This is a genomic window from Arthrobacter sp. B3I4, from assembly GCF_030816855.1.
GTDB lineage: Bacteria > Actinomycetota > Actinomycetes > Actinomycetales > Micrococcaceae > Arthrobacter.
In genome coordinates, this window is record NZ_JAUSYK010000001.1 from 2,970,535 (window position 1) to 2,990,827 (window position 20,293).

The window sequence follows — 20,293 nt, forward strand, 5'->3', positions numbered from 1 at the left end:
GGCAGCGGCACAAGCGGTGCTCTGCACCCGGAGCCGGGCGCAGCGCGGCGGGCAGCTCAGCCCGGGCCGGGCCCGGGGTCCAGCAGCCGGGCCGGAAGGACCGATTTGTTGCCGAACTTGCGGCTCACCCGGTCCAGCGCCTGCTCCGCGGCACGCCAGTTGTCGTCCCTGCGGTCCAGGCTGAGCTGGAGCGGAGCCTGCGCCGCTTCCTCCAGTTGCTCAGCCCTGATTCCGACCAGCCGTACCGCCATCGGCCTGGGCCCGACCGAGTCGAGCAACTGCAGGGCAACGCTGTACAGCAGTTGGGCGCTGTCCAGGGGCGTGCTCACCGTCCGGCTGCGGGTGATGGTGGAGAAATCCGCGTACCGCAGCTTCAGTGCGACAGTCCGGGCGTGCATGCCGGCGTTGCGCAGGCGCTCGGCAGTGCGGTGCGAGAGCCGCAGCAGCTCCCTGTGCAACTGCGCGTCGTCGGCGGTATCCACGGCGAAGGTCTCTTCCGCGCCGATGCTCTTTTCCAGCCGGACCGGGGTGACCGGCCGGGGGTCTATACCCCAGGACAGGCGGTAGACGTGTTCTCCGGTGGCGCCCAGGATCTTCCGCAGGGACGGCAGCGGGGTCGCGGCAACATCCGCCACCGTGCGGATTCCCATCCTGGCCAGCACCTCGACCGTCTTGGCGCCCACGCCCCAGAGCGCGCTGACCGGGAGGGTGTGCAGGTAGGGGACGGTTTCGTCGGGTCCGATGAGCAGCAGCCCGTCCGGCTTGCAGCGGGTCGAGGCGATCTTGGCGACGAACTTGCTGGCCGCGATCCCCACGGACGCCGTGATGCCCAGTTCGCCTGCGACCCGGCGCCGGATCAGCTCACCGATCTCCCGGGGCGGCCCCAGCCGCCGGATCGCGCCGCCGACGTCGAGGAAAGCCTCATCGACGCTCAAAGGTTCCACCAGATCCGTGACGGATCCGAAGATGGCCATGATCTGCCCCGAGACTTCCTGGTAGAGCTTATGGCGCGGTTCGATGACGACGGCGGAGGGGCACATCCGGGTCGCGACCGCCATGGGCATGGCCGACTTAACGCCGAACTTCCGCGCCTCGTAGGACCCGGACAGCACCACGGACCGCTCCGCCGGGTAACCAACGATCACAGGTCTGCCCTTCAGCTGCGGGCGGCTGCGGAGCTCCACCGAGACGTAGAAGGCGTCCATATCCACGTGCAGGATGCTGCTGCGCCGGAGCTCGCGAAGGTCCGCCTCGCTGTACTGGCGCGCACCTTGATTCACGCCCTGTCTATTGCTGGATTTGTCACTGGGTTGATCACTGGCTCTATTGCTGCGTTGATCGCTGCGTTGATCACTGTGTTTATCGAGATGATTCTCGCTGTCCGGCCCCACACACCAATCCTATGCGCAGGGCCTGACTAAACTGGAGGCTGCATCCGGCTCAACACCAGGAGGAACACCCCCGTGAAGGTTTTTGGAGAGCGCAACCGCGCCGCGGCAGCTGTCGCGGCCGCCGGCGCCTTGTTGGCCCTGGCAGCCTGCACCCCGGGCCAGTCGGCACCTGCCGCATCCCCGGAAGTGTCGTCGGTGACGGCGCCATCGACGGGCTCCACTGCCCAGGCCTCAACCACCGCTCCCCCCAGCCCGTCGGCCGCTCCCGGGACGTCCGCCACCGTGGGAGCCCTCGTCGCGGGGTTCCCGCAGAAACTGCTGCCGGTCATGCCCGGCGCCAAAGTCCAATCCAGCAGTTTCGATAAAACCGGGGTCCCGGCGACCGTCGCCCTGGTGGGGAAAATCGCTTCACCGGCCGCCGACGTCGTGGGCTACTACACCAAGGAACTTGAGAAGCAGGGCTTTAAGGCGGTCCCGGGCGAGACCGTCGGAACCGTCGCGTCAAAGGATTTCCTTCGCGGTGACAACGAAACCGTGAACATCGCGGTTGTGGAGGCGGCCGGGAGCTCCACGTTCACCATTGGCGCCAACGTTGCCGCTGAGTCCGTCAAGTGAGCCTCGCTGAACAACTGCGGATTGAGCAGACGGACTTTGTCGCGGCCGTAGCGGGCAAGCTCACCGACTTCCTGGGCGAGCGCGCCACAGTCATGTCCGCCATTTCCCCGGACATCGACCCGCTGATGGGGTCCATTTCCAATCTCGTCACCGGCGGCAAGCGGCTCCGCGCCCTGATGTGCTACTGGGGCTGGCGGGGCGCCGGCGGCGGCGCCGGTGCTCCCGAGGTGGTCACGGCCGGTTCCGCGCTTGAACTGTTCCAGGCCGCGGCGTTGATCCACGACGACATCATCGACCGGTCGGACACCCGCCGCGGCGGACCGAGCGTCCACCGGCGCTTCAGCGAACTGCATGCTGACCGGGGCTGGGCACTCGATCCCGAGCGCTTCGGCCATGCCGCGGCCATTCTGACCGGCGACCTGTGCCTGTCCTTCAGCGAAGAATCCTTCACCGAGATCGGCGACCGGGCAGCCTCCGGAAGCCGCGCCCGGCTGATCTTTAACCTGATGCGCGCCGAGGTCATGGCCGGGCAGTACCTGGACATCCTGGAAGAGGTTGCCGGCCCGCACCGGGACCGTGCCGGCGCCGTCAGCCGGGCGCAGTCCATCATCCGTTTCAAGTCAGCCAAGTATTCAACCGAGCATCCACTGGCCCTCGGGGGTGCGCTGGCCGGAGCAACGGATGAGCTGCTGCGCGGCTACTCGGCCTTCGCCCTGCCGCTGGGCGAGGCGTTCCAGCTCCGCGACGACGTCCTGGGGGTCTTCGGCGACCCGGTGACCACCGGCAAACCGGCGGGCGATGACCTGCGTGAGGGCAAGCGGACGGTCCTAGTCGCCTTCGCCCTGGACCAGGCTGCACCGGCTGAATCGGAGTTCATTGACGCCCGGCTGGGCGAGCCGGAACTCACCACGGAGGACGTAGAGGAGATCCGCCGCATCATCATCGACTGCGGCGCGCTGCAGGCCACCGAGTCCCTGATTGCGGAGTTCGGCCAGGCGGCTTTCGCTGCCCTCGATCTGCTGCCGCTGGACGAGCTTCCCAAGACAGCATTGCGGAAGCTCGCCGAGGCGGCAGTCAGCCGCACCGCCTAGGCCGGCCTCCAGCCGGCTGCGGGTCGGGCAGGTCGTGCGGATCCTGCGGGTCGGGCAGGTCGTGCGGACGCCGCGGGCCATGCAGGTCGTGCGGATCCTGCGGGTCGTGCGGATGCACGAAAGGCCGTGCACGGGGCCGGCGTCGGACTGCCGCTCCGTGCACGGCCCTGGCCGCGCTGCTGTTAAGGGGTGTTACCAGGCCATCGTCTGGGCCCGGCGGCGGATTTCCGTTTTCCGGCCTTCGCGGAGGGCATCGATGGGACGCCCGCGCAGCGACTCGTCCGCGGTGAACAGCCAGGTGATGAGCTCTTCGTCCGTATAGCCGGCGTCGGCGAGGACAATGATGGTGCCTTTCAAGCTTTCCACCGCGTGGCCATCCTGGATAAAAGCTGCCGGTACGGAGCGGATCCGCCGGTCCCCGACCCGCAGGGCCGCCAGAGCGCGTTCATCCAGCAGCGCGTGGACTTTCGTAATGGATACGTTCAGCAACTGGGCCACGTCGGGCAGGGGCAGCCATTCGCCTACAAGGCTTTCTACAGTACTCACGGATCAAGATTGCCATGCCGGACTGGATTGCGCCTAGTCAGCCGCGGACCGGAAATACGGGCACTGGACAGAACCGTTTTCCGCCCTTTGGTGACGCAGCCCAACTAAAGCCGCGCGACACTCCAAAAGACCCTCTTTGCGGAATGTCAAACACTTCTTGTGCTATTTCGCAATTCGTGAGAGATTCACATAGATCACATTTGTAACTGGAGTATCTAGGGTCACACTAGTAACACCAGAAACACCGGCCTGACCCGCGGCGTTGACCGCTGAGAAGAGGATCTTTCCCCATGACGACGTTCCGTTCGCCGAAGCCCACTACGAGGCCAGGCTTCCCGCTGATCGCGGCGACGACGGCGGCTTTGCCCGCCGTCGTACTTTCTTCTTTGGCGATCGCCCAGCCGGCTTCGGCCGAACCGCGCCCCCGGGCGATTCCCGCCACGCTTGCCGCGGCGATGCAGGCGCAGGCCCAGGGCTTGACCGCTCGCTCGCTGCCGTCCGTGCTGATTCCGGCCGGCTCCGTTTCGGCCGCCATCCCGACGTCGTTCCGGCCGGCCCAGGCCGCTGCTCCCGCGGAGTACACGATTGCGCGCGGTGACACGATCAGCGGGGTTGCCGGCAGGTTCGGCCTGGACACCTATGCAGTTCTGAAGCTGAACAACCTGCAGGGCAACACGGTGATCTACCCGGGCCAGAAGATCAAGCTCACCGGTTCCGCGACGGCACCGGCACCGGCTGCACCGTCGGCTCCGGCCTCCGCCCCCGCCGGCGGCAAGGTGTACACCGTGAAGTCCGGTGACACGCTGAGCGCAATCGCCGCACGGCACGGCGTCCAGCTGTCCGAGGTCTTCAACTGGAACGGGCTGAACATGCGCTCGGTGATTTACCCGGGCCAGCAGATCAAGGTCGGCGGCGGCACGTCAGCGCCCGCCGCCCCGGCCCCCGCGCCGGCCCCTGCCCCCGCTCCGGTCGCAGCCCCCGCCCCGGCTTCGGGGTCCTACACCATCAAGGCAGGCGACACCCTTTCCGGCATCGCCGCCCGGCACAGCGTGAAACTTTCCGACATCCTGTCCGCCAACCGGCTGACCATGAGCAGCGTCATCTACCCGGGCAACAAGCTGGTCATCCCCGGTGCCAGCACCGGCTCGGTCAATCCGTCGTCGAGCCAGCCGCCGGCCAAGGTGACCCCGCTGGTGCCGAACACCTTCCTCGGCTTCAGCTACCCGGACGCCGTCGTCAGCTCGGCCAACCAGAACAAGGCCCTGCTCAACGCCGCGCCGGTTCCCAGCCGTGAGCAGATGAAGCAGATTGTGGCCGACACAGCCCGCCGGATGGGAGTTGACCCCTCGCTCGCCATGGCGTTCGCGTTCCAGGAGTCCAGCTTCGACCACCGCTCGGTGTCCCCGGCCAACGCGATCGGCGCCATGCAGGTGATCCCCTCCTCGGGGCAGTGGGCCTCGGATCTCGTGGGCCGGAAACTGAACCTCCTGGACCCGTACGACAACGCCACCGCCGGCGTCGCGATCATCCGCCAGCTGGTCCGCACCAGCAAGGACCTGGATAACGCCATCGCGGGTTACTACCAGGGCCAGTATTCGGTGAGCAAGAACGGCATGTACGACGATACGAAGGTCTACGTGGCTTCGATCAAGAAACTGCAGAAACAGTTCAGCTAAACCGCAGCATCGCGCGGGGCTGAGCCCTCCGTCGCGTAACGATACGGGTCCGGATTGCATGTCAATCCGGGCCCGTTCCCGTGCAGAGAGCTTAGGATCGAATGGTGCAGGACTACACATCGGACGCTCTCGTCGGGACCCTGGTGGATAACCGGTACCTGATCCGCTCAAGGCTTGCCAGGGGCGGCATGTCCACGGTTTACCTCGCCACCGACCGGAGGCTGGAGCGGGATGTTGCGCTTAAGGTGATGCATCCCCACATGGCCGGCGACCCCCAGTTCCTGGACCGGCTGGGCCGCGAGGCCAAAGCGGCGGCCAGGCTGTCGCACCCGCACGTGGTGGGCGTGCTGGACCAGGGCGAAGACGGCCCCCTGGCGTATCTGGTGATGGAGTACATCAAGGGCCACACGCTCCGGGACGTGCTCAAGGAAAAGGGTGCCCTCACTCCGCGGCTGGCCCTGGCCCTCGTGGACCCGGTGGTGGAGGGCCTGGGGGCAGCACATGCCGCCGGCCTCATCCACCGGGACGTCAAGCCGGAGAACGTGCTCATCGCAGACGACGGCCGGATCAAGATCGGCGACTTCGGCCTCGCCCGGGCCATTACGACGACGACCAGCACCGGGGCGTTGATCGGCACCGTCGCGTATCTCTCCCCCGAGCTGGTGATGGGCCGCCAGGCCGATGCCCGAAGCGACATCTACTCGCTGGGGATCATGCTTTACGAGATGATCACCGGCCGGCAGCCCTTCGACGGGGAAGTCCCCATCCAGGTGGCATACCAGCACGTGAACTCCAGTGTGGGCGCCCCGTCCGCCCTGGTGCCCGGGCTGGCCGCCGAGCTGGACGAACTGGTGCAGTGGTGCACGGCCAACGACCCTGACAAGCGCCCGGTGGACGGCAATGCCCTGCTGTCCGAGCTGCGCCACATCCGGACCAACCTCAGCGACGCGGAGCTGGACCTGCAGCCACCCGCCGCCCTCCGGTCCGCCGCCCTTCCGCCCGCGGGCGGCGCCGTCGCAGGTACCGCGGCAGCGGCAGCAGGCGGGGCGGCAGCGGCAGCAGCTGCCCGTGGCGCCCACACCGAGCGGCTGGGCCGCACCCCGCAGCCGACCGAAGTCATCAGCCGCGGCAGCAACCCGACCACGATCCTCTCGGCCACGCCGCGCTCCAACGCCCCCCGCCCCTCCTACGAACCCGGAGCCTATGCACCCGGCGCCTACTCGCCCGGATCCAGTCGGCCCGGAACCGGCGCGTACGGGGCGCTCGCCCCGCCGGAGGAACGTGAATTCGGTGCCTCCGCCGTCGACGTCCCGTACGACCGGGCGGCCCCGGCCAGCAAACGGGCCCAGCGCAAGCAGGACCGGGACGAGGAAAAGGCCCGGCAACGGGCCGCGGCCACGCCCAGCCGGACCCTCCGCCCGGGCAACCCGAGGCGCCGGGGCCTGATCTGGATCGTGGCGCTGGTCCTCATCGCGCTGCTCGCGGCCGGTGCCGGCTGGTTCTTCGGGATGGGACCCGGCTCGCCGGGCACCATCCCGCAACTGGCCAACAAGACAGTTGCCGAGGCCCAGCAGCTGCTCCGCACGGCAGGGTTTCAGTCGTCCACGCGGGACGTGTTCCATGACGACGTACCGCCCGGGCTGGTGGTCGACTCCGAGCCCGCGGCCGGGCAGGTGGTCCGTAAGTTTGAGTCCGTCTCCCTCGCCGTATCCAAGGGTCCGGAACAGTTTCCCCTTCCCGAGCTGACGGGCAAGCCGCTCGACGCCGCGAAGACAGCGCTCAACGGCGCCGGAATGGCCCTGGGCCCGATCACCGAAATCTACGACGAAGCGGCAGCAGCCGGCACCGTGCTGGCCCAGGACCCGGCCAAAGGCACCCCGGCACGGCACGGCACGCCGGTGGGACTGACGGTTTCCAAAGGCCCGAAGCCCATCCCGGTCCCTGATGTGCGCGGTAAAGACCAGGACGCCGCGGTGAAGACCCTGCAGGCGGCCGGCCTCAAGCCGGTGGTGGCTCCGGAACCCGTGTTTGACCGCACGGCACCCAAGGGCACCGTTGCCGTCCAGGACCCGGCTACCGGGAACCTCACGAAGGGCGGGGAGGTCAACCTTACGATTTCCAAGGGCCCGAAGTTCGTCCTGGTTCCGGACGTGTTCAGCAAGCCCGAGGCGGACGCAGTGCGGGCCCTGAAGGACGCCGGCTTTGAGGTGAAGGTCAAGTACGCCTTCGGCTCGTCGGTGCTGGGCCTGGTCGCCGGGCAGGACAAGACCGGACGGCAGCCCGAGGGGTCGCTCGTCACGATCACGGTCACCTAAGCGGCCGGCGGGCTACCGCTTGGAGAGGGCCCCTGCCACCAGGAACGCCATTTCGAGGGACTGCATGTGGTTCAACCGCGGATCGCAGACGGACTCGTAACGGTCCAGGAAGGCGTCCTGGTCGATCGGATCGGCGCCGCCGAGGCACTCCGCGACGTCGTCCCCGGTCATCTCCACGTGCAGGCCGCCCGGGACGGTGCCCAGGCCGTGGTGCACCTCAAAGAAGCCGCGCACCTCGTCGATGACGTCGTCGAAGTTGCGGGTCTTGTAGCCGTTGGGCGAGGTCACCGTGTTGCCGTGCATCGGGTCGGTGACCCAGAGGACCTGGGCGCCCGAGGCGGTGACGCGCTCGACAATCGGAGGCAGCTTCTCGCGGATGTTGCCGGCGCCCATCCGGGTGATGAACGTCAGGCGGCCCGGTTCGCGGTTCGGGTCAAGCTTTTCGATCAGGCGGAGCGCATCGTCCCCGGTGGTGGACGGGCCCAGCTTCACGCCGATCGGGTTGCGGACCCGGGAGAGGAAGTCGACGTGCGCGTGGTCCAGCTCGCGGGTGCGTTCCCCGATCCAGAGGAAATGCGCCGAGGTGTCGTAGGGCAGGCCGGTGCGCGAATCGATCCGGGTCAGGGCCCGCTCGTAATCGAGCAGCAGCGCCTCGTGGCTGGCGTAAAACTCGACCCGTTTCAGCGCCTCGAAGTCCGCCCCGCAGGACGCCATGAACTTGATCGCGCGGTCGATGTCGCGGGCCAGCGACTCGTAGCGCGCGTGCGCCGGGTTTTCGGTGAAGCCCTTGTTCCACTGGTGCACGAGCCGCAGGTCGGCGAAGCCGCCCTGGGTGAAGGCCCGGATCAGGTTCAGGGTCGAGGCGGAGGTGTGGTACGCCTTGAGCATCCGGCCGGCGTCGTGCGCGCGGGATTCCGGCGTGAAGTCGTAGCCGTTGACGATGTCGCCCCGGTAGGCCGGCAGGGTGACGCCCTCGCGGGTTTCGTCGTTGGAGGAGCGCGGCTTGGCGAACTGCCCGGCCATCCGGCCCATCTTGATGACGGGCATCGCGGCGCCGTAGGTGAGGACCACAGCCATCTGCAGAATGGTTTTGACCCGGGCGCTGATCTTGTCCGCCGTCGCGGCTTCGAAGGTTTCCGCGCAGTCCCCGCCCTGCAGCAGGAACGCCTTGCCCTGGGCCGCGGCGGCGAGCCGTTCACGCAGGATGTCCACTTCGCCGGCGAACACCAGCGGCGGAAGCGCGGAAAGTTCCTTCACCGAGGCTTCGAAGACGGCCGCGTCGGACCAGCTGGGCTGCTGCGACGCGGGCAGCTCCCGCCAGTGGTCAAGGCCGGGATAGTTGGCCGCGCCGCTCTGGGCCGTGCTGGAAAAAGCACCGCCGGGCAGGGCGCCGCCGGCGACGGCGGCTCCGGCATGCGGGGAGGTGCTGAAAGGGGACGTCAGGGGCGCAGATAGCTCAGTCACCCTTCAAGGATAGTTGTCCCGCGATGGTTCAGTGACGCCGGGGCGTCATTGACCGGCGGTACTCCGTCACACAGCTTCGGGAGTCCCGCTGCCCTGCCCGGGGCCCGGCTCAGGGGCTTCGGTGGCTTTGCCGGCAAGCCGCAGCTTCACCACGGCGGCGTACTCGTCGACGTAGTCCTGGCCGGAGAGCCGCATCAGTTCGTGCATGATCTCATCGGTTACGGAGCGCTGGACCGCACGGTCGTCCTCCATGCCGTAGTAGCGGCTGAAGTCCAGCGGTTCGCCGAAAATCATCCCGATCCGGCGGATGTTCGGCATCCGCTTCCCAATCGGCTGGACTTTGTCGGTGCCGATCATTGCCACCGGGATCACCGGAACCCGGGCCTGCAACGCGAGCCGGGCCACGCCGACCTTGCCGCGGTGCAGGCGGGAATCGGGGCTGCGGGTGCCTTCGGGGTAGATCCCCAGGAGCGAGCCGTTCTTCAGGACGTCCATGCCGGCGTTAAGCGAAAGTGCCGACGCCGCTCCCCCGGACCGGTCCATCGGAAGCTGGTTGGTCAGGCGGAAGAACGCTGCCGTGAGCCGGCCTTTGATGCCCTTGCCGGTGAAGTACTCGGATTTCGCCAGGAAGACGACTGGCCGCGGCACCATCAGCGGCATGAAAATGGAGTCCGAGAAGGAAAGGTGGTTGGAGGCCAGGATCGCGGCACCGTCGGACGGGACGTTGTCCAGCCCCTTGACCCACGGCCGGAACAAGGTCTTCAGGACCGGCCCAAGGACGAACGTCTTCATGAACCAATAAAACACGTGGTGTACCTCTCCGGCAGGCATCTGGCCGGCCCTTCCCTGGGCCCGGCGAGGACTTCAATGAAACCCTACTCTAGTGAATTATGTGCCCAACAGTGACACGATGGGCGCATGAGTGAAAGCAGCACTCCGATGGCGCACGCCGCTTTCCGATCCCCCGGCCACCGCACCCGCGCCTGCACCAGCGCGGCCATCGGCCACGCAGCCAGAAGACGGAGCAGCCATGAATCCCGCCCCTGACCACTCCCCGTTCAGCCGCACCTTCACCGGGAACGGCGCCCGGACCGGCGTCGTGGTCTCCCACGGCTTCACCGGCAGCCCCCACGGCGTCCGGGCATGGGCCGAGTCCCTCGCCGAAGCCGGGTACGCCGTGCGGATGCCGCTGCTGCCCGGGCACGGCACCAGCTGGCAGGAGCTGGCCCGGACCCGCTGGCAGGACTGGCACGCCGGGCTGGACGCCGCCTACCTGGAGCTGGCCGGCGAATGCGAGCACGTCGTGGTGGCAGGACTTTCGATGGGCGGTGCGCTGGCCCTGCGGCTCGCCGCGACCCGTCCGGTGGCGGGGGCTGTGCTGGTGAACCCCGGACTGGTCATCGACGACCCGCGGGCTCCGCTGGCCGGAATTCTGCGGTTCGTGCTCAAGAGCACCCCGGCCATCGCCAACGACATCCTCAAGGAGGGCGTCGACGAGGGCGCCTATCCGCGGACGCCCGTTGCAGCCGCACACGAATTGAACAAGATGTTCAAGGACACCGTCCGGCTGCTGCCCCGGATCACCGCCCCGGTGCGGGTCTATCGGTCCACGGTGGACCACGTGGTCTCGGACACCAGCATGTTGGCGCTGCGCCGGGGCCTGGTCAACGCCCCGCTGGAGGTGATCCCGCTGGAGAACAGCTACCACGTCGCTACCATGGACAACGACGCGCCCCGGATCTTCAGCGGCACCATCGAATTCATCCGCACGCTGGTGGAGGCGCGCGAGCCGGGCGGCGCCAGCACCGGCCCTGTCCCCGGCAGCCCTGAACCCGGCAGCCCTGTCCCCAGCAGCCAGAAAGAAACGGCAGATGACTAAATCCGACTCCGGGACCCCGGACCCGGACTCCGGCGCCAACCAGGACGACGCCGTCTGGCTGGACCTGGTGGCACGGCTCGAGAGCACCGATTCAGGTTCCGGCACGGAGGCCGGTGCACATCCGGTATCCGGGCAGGCGCCCGGCCCGAGGGCGTTCCGGGACTTCGACCCGCTGGGTCTTGCCGCGCCGCCGCCAGCGGAAGCGCCCGCCGCCGGCCCACGAGACGCCGGCGCCCGGGACTTCAGCCAGCGGGATTCCGGCCAGCGGTATTCCGGCCCGAGGGACTATGAGCCGGACGACGACGACGGCGCCTTCATCCCCGAGGAACCGCCCAGTCTGGCGGGCTCGGACCCGCTGACGGTGCTGGCCTGGCTGGGCGCCGTCGGCGGCCCCATCGCCTTGTTGCTGTCGGCCATGTTCTGGCGGTCCGCGCCGTTGCTGGCCGTGATGGGCATCGTGGCTGCCTTCGCCGTGTCGGTGGTGTTCCTGATTCTGAAACTCCCGCACGAAAAAGACGAGCACGACGACGGGGCCCGGGTCTAAAAGGACCGGCCGCCGGGCAGCGGCGGAGCAGGCACGGCCCCGCTAGCTGTGCATCCTGCTGCTGACCCGGGACAGGTCCGCGGCCCCGATCAGTCCGGCGTTGGGGCCAAGGGCGGCCAGCTCGATCCTGGCGGCAGGCCGGAAGCCGCGGCCGGTCAGGTTCCGGGCAAACGCCTTCCGGGCAGGCCCGGCCAGAAGCTCGCCGGCGTCACAGAGTCCGCCGCCGATGACGAAGGTGCCAGGGTCCAGGGCAGCCGCCAGGTTCGCCAGGCCCAGTCCGAGCCACTCCCCGACTTCTTCGAGGAGCTCGCGTGAGGCGGGATCGCCGGCCCTGGCCAGCTCGGTGACGGTCACGCCGGTGATGTCCCCCGGCCCGCCGTCCACCGCCTTGAGCAGTTCCTGGGCGACCGGCGAGTTCGCCGCAGCCAGTTCCCTGGCCTCACGGCCGAGCGCGTTACCGGAGGCGTACTGTTCCCAGCAGCCCCGGTTGCCGCACTCGCAGCGGTGGCCCCCGGGCACCACAATCTGGTGCCCGAACTCACCGGCGACCCCGAAACGGCCGCGTTCCAGCCGCCCGTCCATCACCATGGCTCCGCCGATCCCGGTGCCCAGGGTGATGCAGACCAGCCGGTCCTCGCCGCGTCCGGCACCGAAGCGCCACTCTGCCCAGGCGGCGGCGTCGGCGTCGTTGGTCAAAAGCACCGGCCGGCGCAGCAGCCGCTGCAGGTTGGCCCGCAGCGGCTCGTTCCGCCAGGCCAGATGCGGGCTGAACAGCACGGTGGCGCCGTCGAGGTCCATCCAGCCGGCCGCGCCGATCCCCACCGACCAGATCCGGTGGCCCCGGCCCAGCTCCTCCACCAGCTCGACGATCACCCGCTCCACGGCGCGCGGGTCATTGCCGGGCGTGGAACGCCTCGCCTGGCTCAGGATGCGCCCCTCGGCATCCACCACTCCGGCCGCCACCTTCGTGCCGCCGATGTCGACGCCGATGGCGAGGCCCTTGCGGCCGAGCCGCAGGTGTCCGCGCAGCCTGCCGCCGTGCACCGTTTCCGGGCGGCTTTGAATCCTGCGCCGCCAGGCGGCCGTCCTGGGTTGCGGGGCCGGCTGCTGGCCAGGCGTTGGTGTTTGCATCGTTCCCCATTCTAGGACCCGCCGGACGGTGGCAACCGGTCCGCTTGGCCGCGGCGAAAGTAGCTTTCACGCGGACCCGGCCGTAAAGTTACTCGCCAGTAGGGTGAAATGCACCACACCGTGCGGGCGCCGCATACTACTGTTAGTCATACCCCCTGGGGGTCAATGGATATCAAAGGAGCTATCGTGCGAGAAATCAGTGTCCCGCCCCTGGTGACCGTCCCGCCGGAAACCAACGTCACGGACCTGGTCCTGCGCCAGGCCGCCAAGGCGTCCAACCCTGCGCTGTTCTCCCGGCTGGACGCTGCCGGCCAATGGCAGGACGTCCGGGCCACCGACTTCCTCGCCGACGTGTCCCTGCTCGCGAAGGGCCTGATGGCCAGCGGCGTCGCAGCCGGTGACCGCGTCGGCATCATGTCCCGTACCCGGTATGAATGGACCCTGGTGGATTTCGCCATCTGGTTCGCCGGGGCTGTCTCGGTGCCGATTTACGAGACTTCCTCCCCCTCCCAGGTGGCCTGGAACCTCGGTGACTCGGGCGCCGTCGCCGCATTCGGCGAGTCGGCCCACCATGAGGACATCATCCGGCAGGCGGCTTCCTCCGAAGGGCTGACCGCGCTGCAGCACGTCTGGCAGCTCGAAGGCGACGGCCTCGACGAGGTCCGTGCTGCCGGCTCCGGGGTCAGCGACGAGGAACTGGAGGAACGGCGCAGCCGGGCTTCATTGAAGGACCTCGCGACCATCATCTACACCTCGGGCACCACCGGCCGGCCCAAGGGCTGCGAACTGACGCACGGCAACTTCGTGGAGCTCTCCGACAACGTACTGGCCACGTCGCTGGGCCAGACCGTCCACGAGCACGCCCGGACCATCATGTTCCTCCCGCTGGCGCATGTTTTCGCCCGCTTCATCTCGGTGCTGGCGGTGGCCGCGGGCGTAACCGTCGCGCACACCCCGGACATCAAGAACCTGCTGCCGGACCTGCAAAGCTACAAACCGACCTTCATCCTCGCGGTGCCGCGGGTCTTTGAAAAGGTCTACAACTCCGCCCTGACCAAGGCCGAGGACGGGGGCAAGGGCGCGATCTTCCACCGGGCCGCGGAAACCGCCATCGCCTACTCGCGGGCACGCCAGGACGGCAAGGTGGGACTGGGCCTGCGGCTCAGGCACGCCCTCTTCGACAGGCTCGTCTACGGCAAGCTCCGCGACGCGATGGGCGGGCAGGTCGCCCACGCCGTCTCCGGCGGCGGTCCGCTCGGTGCCCGGCTCGGCCACTTCTTCCAAGGCATCGGCCTGCAGATCCTCGAAGGCTACGGCCTGACTGAAACCACTGCCCCGGTCACGGTCAACACGCCGTCGCTGATCAAAATCGGCACCGTCGGCGCCCCGATTCCCGGCAACGCCGTGAAGATCGCCGACGACGGCGAGATCCTCGCCAAGGGCGTCTGCGTGATGCGCGGCTACTTCAACCGTGAGGACCTGACGGCGGAGACGTTTGCGGACGGCTGGTTCCGCACCGGTGACATCGGCCAGCTCGACGAACAGGGATTCCTGACCATCACCGGCCGGAAGAAGGAAATCATCGTCACCGCCGGCGGCAAGAATGTGGTGCCCGCACTGCTGGAGGACCAGATCCGCGCCGACGCGCTGGTTTCTCAGGTCCTCGTCGTGGGCGACAACCGTCCGTTCATCGGCGCTTTGGTGACCCTGGATGAGGAGGCATTGCCCGGCTGGCTGCAGCGCCACGGCCTCCCGGCCTCCACCACCGTGGCCGAGGCGACCGGCAACCCCGCCGTCCAGGCGGCGGTCCAGGAGCTCATCAACAAGGCGAACCAGTCCGTGTCGCAGGCCGAGGCGATCAAGTCCTTCCGGATCGTCCCGTCGGACTTCACCGAAGCGTCCGGGCACCTCACGCCGTCGATGAAGGTCAAGCGCGCCCAGGTGCTGAAGGACTTCGAGGACGTCATCGAGGAGATGTACGCCGCGAAGCGCCCCACGCACGCCTGACGCACGCCAGACACTGAAAGGGCTCCCCCGGCCGCTAGAACCCAAGCGGCCGGAGGAGCCCTTTCTGCTGGGCAGCGGAGCCGCTGCCGGCGCTGCTATTCGATAACCAGCAGCAGGTCCCCGCCCTGGACCTGCTCCACCGCACCGACAGCGAGCCTGGCCACCGTGCCGGCCACCGGCGTCGTGATGGATGCTTCCATCTTCATCGCCTCAATGGTCGCGACCGTGTCGCCGGCCTTGACCGCGTCGCCGGCCTTGACGGTCAGCGTCACGGCGCCCGCGAACGGTGCGGCGACCTGGCCCGGGCTGGGCGGCGTCGGCCCGCTCCGCCGCCTTGACGTTGCTGACCACTGAACGGTCACGGACCACCACGGGCCGGGACTGGCCGTTCAGGGTACACATCACCGTGCGCATGCCCTTTTCGTCCGGTTCGGAGACAGCCTCCAGCGACGCGATCAGGCGGACGCCCTTCTCCAGCTCGATCTCGTGTTCGGCGCCGCGCTGCAGGCCGAAGAGGTAATCGCGGGTGTCAAGCACCGAAAGGTTGCCGTAGGCCTCGACGCTCTTCAGGTAGTCCTTGGTGGGGCCGGCGAAGAGCAGCCGGTTGAGGGTCTGCTGCACCGTGGCGGAATCCCCCTTGAGGGCTGCGCTGTCTTCGGCGCTGAGCTCGGCGTTCCGGACCTTGACGCTGCGGCCCTGCAGGGCCTTGGTCCGGAACGGCTCCGGCCAGCCGCCGGGCGGGTCGCCGAGTTCACCGGAGAGGAAGCCGATGACGGAGTCCGGGATGTCGTACTTTTGCGGGTTCTCGTTGAAGTCCGCCGGGTCCGCGTTCAGGCCCACCAGGTGCAGGGCGAGGTCGCCCACCACCTTGGAGGACGGGGTGACCTTCACGAGCCGGCCGAGGATCCGGTCGGCGGCGGTGTACATGTCCTCGATCGCCTCGAAGCGTTCACCGAGTCCGAGGGCGATCGCCTGCTGCCGCAGGTTGGAGAGCTGACCGCCGGGGATCTCGTGCTGGTAGACCCGGCCTGTGGGGCCGGGAAGGCCCGATTCGAACGGCGCGTAGACCCGGCGTACCGCCTCCCAGTACGGTTCCAGCGAGCAGACGCTGGCCAGGTCCAGGCCGGTGTCCCGCGGCGTGTGCGCCAGCGCCGCGACCAGGGCCGACGCGGCCGGCTGGCTGGTGGTGCCGGCGAGCGACGCCGAAGCGACGTCCACAGCATCGACGCCGGCGTCCACGGCAGCCAGCAGGGTGGCCAGCTGGCCGCCCGCGGTGTCGTGGGTGTGCAGGTGCACCGGCAGGTCGAACTTCTCCCGCAGCGCCGTCACCAGGCGCGCGGCAGCCGCCGGGCGCAACAGTCCGGCCATGTCCTTGATCGCGAGGATGTGCGCACCGGTGTCGACAATCTTCTGCGCCAGCTCAAGGTAGTAGTCGAGCGTGTACAGCTTCTCGTCCGGGTCGAGCATGTCCGCGGTGTAGCAAAGCGCCACCTCGGCCACCGCGGTGCCGGTGTCGCGGACGGCGCGGATCGCGGGCGCCATCTGGTTGACGTCGTTGAGGGCGTCGAAGATCCGGAAGATGTCGATGCCGGTCGCGGCCGCCTCATTGACGAAGGCCACCGTGACCTCTTCCGGGTACGGCGTGTAACCGACCGTGTTGCGGCCGCGGAGCAGCATCTGCAGGCAGATGTTCGGCAGCGCTTTGCGCAGCGCGGCCAGGCGGTCCCAGGGGTTCTCGCCCAGGAAGCGCAGCGCGACGTCGTAGGTGGCACCGCCCCAGGCTTCGACCGACAGCAGTTCCGGGAGCAGCTTGGACACTGCCGGGCCGGCCGCGACGAGGTCCCGGGTGCGGACCCGGGTCGCCAGCAGCGACTGGTGGGCGTCGCGGAACGTGGTGTCGGTGACGGCGACGGCGTCCTGGTCACGGAGGGCCTTGGCGAAGCCGACCGGTCCCAGTTCGAGCAGCCGCTGCCGGGACCCGGCGGGCGCTTCTGCCTCGTCCACGGCGGGCAGCTTGTCCGCAGGGGCGGTGTGCGCGGTGAGTTCACCGTTGGGCTTGTTGACCGTGACGTCGGCGAGCCAGGTCAGCAGCTTGGTGCCCCGGTCGGCGGACACACGGGCTTTGAGCAGTTCGGGCCGTTCATCGATGAAGGACGTGGCGACGTCGCCGGCGACGAAGTCCGGGTCGTCCAGGACCGCCTGCAGGAACGAGATGTTAGTGGACACGCCCCGGATCCGGAATTCGGCGAGGGCGCGGCGGGCCCGCGCGACGGCGGTCGGGTAGTCCCGGCCGCGGCAGGTCAGTTTCACCAGCATGGAGTCGAAGTGCGGGCTGATTTCGGCACCGGAGTAGACGGTGCCGCCGTCGAGCCGCACGCCGGCGCCGCCGGCCGAGCGGTAGCCGGTGATTTTTCCGACGTCGGGCCGGAAACCGTTTGCCGGGTCCTCGGTGGTGATGCGCGACTGCAGAGCTGCGCCCCGGAGCCGGACGGTGTCCTGCGAGAGGCCGAGGTCGGCCAGGGTCTCACCCGACGCGATGCGCAGCTGGGCCTGGACGAGGTCGACGTCGGTGACTTCCTCGGTGACGGTGTGCTCGACCTGGATGCGCGGGTTCATCTCGATGAAGACGTGCTGGCCGGCCCGCTCGCCGACGGTATCGACCAGGAACTCCACGGTGCCGGCGTTGACGTAGTTCAAAGCCTTGGCGAACTTCACGGCGTCCCGGTAGAGCGCCTGCCGAATGCCCTCGTCGAGGTTCGGCGCGGGGGCGATCTCGATCACCTTCTGGTGGCGGCGCTGGATGGAGCAGTCCCGCTCAAAGAGGTGCATGACGTTGCCCTCGGCGTCGGCGAGGATCTGCACTTCAATGTGGCGGGGGCGCAGCACGGCCTGTTCCAGGAACATGGTGGGGTCACCGAACGCGGCATCAGCCTCGCGCATGGCGGCCTGCAGCGCTTCGGGCAGCGCCTCCCTGGTGTCTACCCGGCGCATGCCGCGGCCGCCGCCGCCGGCGACTGCCTTCGCGAAGATGGGAAAGCCGATCTCGTCGGCTGCGGCGATAAGTTCGTCGACGTCCTTGGAGGGCTGGCTGGATTTCAGCACCGGAACGCCGGCCTTGCGGGCAGCGTCGAGGGCGGCGACCTTGTTGCCGGCCAGTTCCAGCACTTCCGCCGGCGGACCGACGAAGGTGATGCCGGCGGCTGCGGCGGCGCGGGCGAGGTTGGGGTTTTCGGAGAGGAAGCCGTAGCCGGGGTAGATCGCGTCGGCGCCGGCTTCCTTCGCCACCCGCACGACTTCATCGACGTCGAGGTAGGCCCGGACCGGGTGGCCTTCTTCCCCGATGAGGTACGCCTCGTCCGCTTTCTGCCGGTGGATCGAGTTGCGGTCCTCGGTCGGGAACACCGCGACGGTCTTGGCACCCAGCTCGTAGCTGGCACGGAAGGCGCGGATCGCGATTTCGCCGCGGTTAGCCACCAGAATCTTGGAAAACATACTTCTCCTGCATCATCGCGGGCGGTTCGGTAAGTTGTCACAGTTTCTAGGACTGGTGCGCGCAAACACAAATCATTGTGGTGCCCGTCACAGCATTATGCGTCATTTGGGCCGCGATCGGCAGCCGGCCGCCGTTCCCGCCGCCAGCATCACCGGCAAGCGCGCGACGGCGGCCCCGGCCGGACCGGATGAGACAGGTTTAGCTGGCGCGCCAACATATGATGAGGTGGTGGGTGGCGCATGCCCGCACCGGCCCAGGAACGCACGGGCCGGCACGACCCAGTCTCGGCAACCGGCGTTAGGTATTGGTTTTTTAAGTGCAAGTAGTCAGCATCAGCAGCCTCAAAGGCGGTGTCGGCAAGACATCCGTGACAACCGGACTGGCGTCGGCCGCTCTCTCCGCCGGAATCCCCACCCTCGTAGTCGACCTCGACCCGCACGCGGATGCCAGCACTGCCCTCGGCGTACGGCCCGGTGAGCAGCAGCTGGACATTGGCCGCATGCTGAAATCCCCGCGCCGGGCACGCCTCGCCGACAACGTCGTTCCCAGCGGCTGGCTGGAGCATGCCAACGCCGCCTCCGCCGGCAGCTCGAATGCGTCCAGGCTGGACGTAGCGGTGGGTTCGGCTTACACCGGGATCTATGACCGGCCCGATCTCGGCCGCCGCGACCTGCGCCGGCTTTCCTCCGTACTGGCCGGTGCCGCCGGCTACGACCTGGTCCTGATCGACTGCCCGCCGTCGCTCAACGGCCTGACCCGGATGGCGTGGTCGGCCAGCGACAAAGTCGCCCTGGTCGCCGAGCCCGGACTGTTCTCCGTCGCAGGCACCGAACGCACGATGCGCGCCATCCAGCTGTTCCGGCAGGAATTCGCGCCCAGACTCGCCCCCGCCGGCATCGTCGCCAACCGTGTGCGCAGCGGTTCCGCGGAACACACCTTCCGCCTGTCAGAGATGCAATCCATGTTCGGCGACCTGCTGCTGAACCCGCACATTCCGGAGCAGGCCAACTGGCAGCAGATCCAGGGCGCGGCGCACGCGGTGCACTCGTGGCCCGGCGACTCCGCCAAGAACACAGCGGCCCTGTTCGATGCCCTGCTGGCCAACCTGACCGGAAGCGGGCGCGAACTGGCCGCCGCGGGCCGGGTCCGGAACCGCAGCCAGCGCTGACCGGCCCAGACGCTGACCGGCCCAGACAACAACAACGCGGGGTTCCCTCCCGCCCGTCCGGAACTCCGGAACGGTCGGGGGGAACCCCGCGTTGCTTTAAGTGCTGGGGGCGCTGCTAGCCGATTTTGCGGGCCGCGCGGCGCTTGCTGAGTTCGTCGTCCGGAAAGGACTGGTCCGCGGCGTGCTCGCTCGGAAGGGCCGCCAGGCTTCCTTCCACTTCACGCCAGACCCGGCCGACGGCGATGCCAAAGACACCCTGTCCGCCCTGGACCAGGTCGATGACTTCATCCGCCGAGGTGCATTCGTAGACGCTCGCACCGTCGCTCATAAGGGTGATCTGGGCAAGGTCCTCGACGCCGCGCTCCCGCAGGTGTTCCACGGCAGTGCGGATCTGCTGCAGTGAGACACCGGTATCGAGCAGCCGTTTGACGACTTTCAGGACCAGGATGTCGCGGAAACCGTAGAGCCGCTGGGATCCGGAACCGGCGGCGCCGCGCACCGCGGGCTCGACCAGTCCGGTTCGGGCCCAGTAATCGAGCTGGCGGTAGGTGATCCCGGCCGCCTTGCAGGCGGTCGGACCGCGGTACCCGGCGTCTTCGTCCAGGACGGGAAGATCCTCGGTGAAGAGCAGGCCCTGGGCACCGCTCGCGGGCACAGCAACGCCTGCGGTCGACGCCTGCTTGAGCTCGCCTGCTTCGCCTTTCGGACTCACGTGGATCCTCCTTGTTCTGAGCTCCCGCGGGGACTTGCAACAACAGCACGCCCTCCGGGACGGGCGTCGGGCCGGGACACAAAAATCATCAGTGTCATTTCGGCGCCGGCTGCTCTGTCCAGTGTGACTTGCGCGGCTCTTGCTTGCAATGGGAACTTGTACCTCTGACGTTAGGCCCGCCGGGGCCCTAGGTCAAAGACGTTGGGGCTATTGCGGTGGCGTGTCGAAAGTTTCGACCTCGACTTTAACCTTAGGGGCGTT

General features: G+C 68.3%; 14 protein-coding genes and 1 pseudogene. 8 read left to right on the forward strand and 7 right to left on the reverse strand.

Going from position 1 to position 20,293, the window contains the following annotated elements:
• Positions 1-56: 56 nt before the first annotated feature.
• Entirely contained in the window at positions 57-1,280 is a 1,224-nt protein-coding gene (gene dinB, locus QFZ61_RS14060) for a DNA polymerase IV (RefSeq protein WP_307037046.1), read from the reverse strand.
• Between the two features lie 183 nt (positions 1,281-1,463).
• Here dinB and QFZ61_RS14065 point away from each other — a divergent pair, with 183 nt between their 5' ends.
• Entirely contained in the window at positions 1,464-2,006 is a 543-nt protein-coding gene (locus QFZ61_RS14065) for a hypothetical protein (protein ID WP_307037047.1), read from the forward strand.
• Entirely contained in the window at positions 2,003-3,097 is a 1,095-nt protein-coding gene (locus QFZ61_RS14070; protein WP_307037048.1) for a polyprenyl synthetase family protein, read from the forward strand. Before QFZ61_RS14065 ends, QFZ61_RS14070 begins: the two co-directional genes overlap by 4 nt.
• Positions 3,098-3,289: 192 nt before the next feature.
• On the opposite strand, the gene QFZ61_RS14075 is transcribed toward QFZ61_RS14070, so the two are convergent.
• Positions 3,290-3,643, reverse strand: coding sequence for an Rv2175c family DNA-binding protein (locus tag QFZ61_RS14075; protein WP_307037050.1), 354 nt, complete (start codon positions 3,641-3,643; stop codon positions 3,290-3,292).
• A 290-nt stretch (positions 3,644-3,933) separates the two neighbouring features.
• On the opposite strand from QFZ61_RS14075, the gene QFZ61_RS14080 reads away from it, so the two are divergent.
• The gene (locus QFZ61_RS14080) at positions 3,934-5,319 is read left to right on the forward strand and encodes a LysM peptidoglycan-binding domain-containing protein (protein ID WP_307037052.1); all 1,386 of its coding nucleotides are present in this window, start codon (positions 3,934-3,936) and stop codon (positions 5,317-5,319) included.
• Positions 5,320-5,420: 101 nt separating this feature from the next.
• A complete protein-coding gene (locus QFZ61_RS14085; RefSeq protein WP_307037053.1) occupies positions 5,421-7,634 on the forward strand; it encodes a Stk1 family PASTA domain-containing Ser/Thr kinase in 2,214 nt (737 codons plus the stop codon).
• Positions 7,635-7,646: 12 nt separating this feature from the next.
• On the opposite strand, the gene QFZ61_RS14090 is transcribed toward QFZ61_RS14085, so the two are convergent.
• The gene (locus tag QFZ61_RS14090; RefSeq protein ID WP_373427160.1) at positions 7,647-9,098 is read right to left on the reverse strand and encodes a class II 3-deoxy-7-phosphoheptulonate synthase; all 1,452 of its coding nucleotides are present in this window, start codon (positions 9,096-9,098) and stop codon (positions 7,647-7,649) included.
• A gap of 66 nt (positions 9,099-9,164) precedes the next feature.
• A complete protein-coding gene (locus tag QFZ61_RS14095) occupies positions 9,165-9,905 on the reverse strand; it encodes a 1-acyl-sn-glycerol-3-phosphate acyltransferase (RefSeq protein ID WP_307038217.1) in 741 nt (246 codons plus the stop codon).
• Positions 9,906-10,128: 223 nt separating this feature from the next.
• On the opposite strand from QFZ61_RS14095, the gene QFZ61_RS14100 reads away from it, so the two are divergent.
• Together QFZ61_RS14100 and QFZ61_RS14105 are read left to right on the forward strand one after the other, a co-directional pair.
• Positions 10,129-10,977: a carboxylesterase gene (locus QFZ61_RS14100; protein WP_307037055.1), complete on the forward strand. Its 849-nt coding sequence runs from the start codon at positions 10,129-10,131 to the stop codon at positions 10,975-10,977.
• The gene (locus tag QFZ61_RS14105; RefSeq protein ID WP_307037057.1) at positions 10,970-11,521 is read left to right on the forward strand and encodes a hypothetical protein; all 552 of its coding nucleotides are present in this window, start codon (positions 10,970-10,972) and stop codon (positions 11,519-11,521) included. Before QFZ61_RS14100 ends, QFZ61_RS14105 begins: the two co-directional genes overlap by 8 nt.
• A 42-nt stretch (positions 11,522-11,563) precedes the next feature.
• Here the strand turns inward: QFZ61_RS14105 and QFZ61_RS14110 are convergent, their stop codons facing one another.
• Entirely contained in the window at positions 11,564-12,652 is a 1,089-nt protein-coding gene (locus tag QFZ61_RS14110) for an ROK family glucokinase (RefSeq protein WP_307037059.1), read from the reverse strand.
• Positions 12,653-12,838: 186 nt separating this feature from the next.
• Between QFZ61_RS14110 and QFZ61_RS14115 the strand changes: the two genes are divergently transcribed.
• Positions 12,839-14,659, forward strand: a complete 1,821-nt coding sequence (locus tag QFZ61_RS14115; protein ID WP_307037061.1) for a long-chain fatty acid--CoA ligase — start codon at positions 12,839-12,841, stop codon at positions 14,657-14,659.
• 95 nt (positions 14,660-14,754) lie between these two features.
• Here QFZ61_RS14115 and QFZ61_RS14120 read toward each other — a convergent pair.
• A pseudogene (locus QFZ61_RS14120) lies at positions 14,755-18,151 on the reverse strand (pyruvate carboxylase).
• 317 nt (positions 18,152-18,468) lie between these two features.
• Between QFZ61_RS14120 and QFZ61_RS14125 the strand changes: the two are divergent.
• Positions 18,469-19,320, forward strand: a complete 852-nt coding sequence (locus QFZ61_RS14125) for a ParA family protein (protein ID WP_307037064.1) — start codon at positions 18,469-18,471, stop codon at positions 19,318-19,320.
• A 115-nt stretch (positions 19,321-19,435) separates the two neighbouring features.
• Here the strand turns inward: QFZ61_RS14125 and QFZ61_RS14130 are convergent, their stop codons facing one another.
• Positions 19,436-20,032 (reverse strand): MerR family transcriptional regulator, encoded by a 597-nt coding sequence (locus QFZ61_RS14130; RefSeq protein WP_028275903.1) that lies wholly within the window; start codon positions 20,030-20,032, stop codon positions 19,436-19,438.
• Between the last annotated feature and the right edge of the window lie 261 nt (positions 20,033-20,293).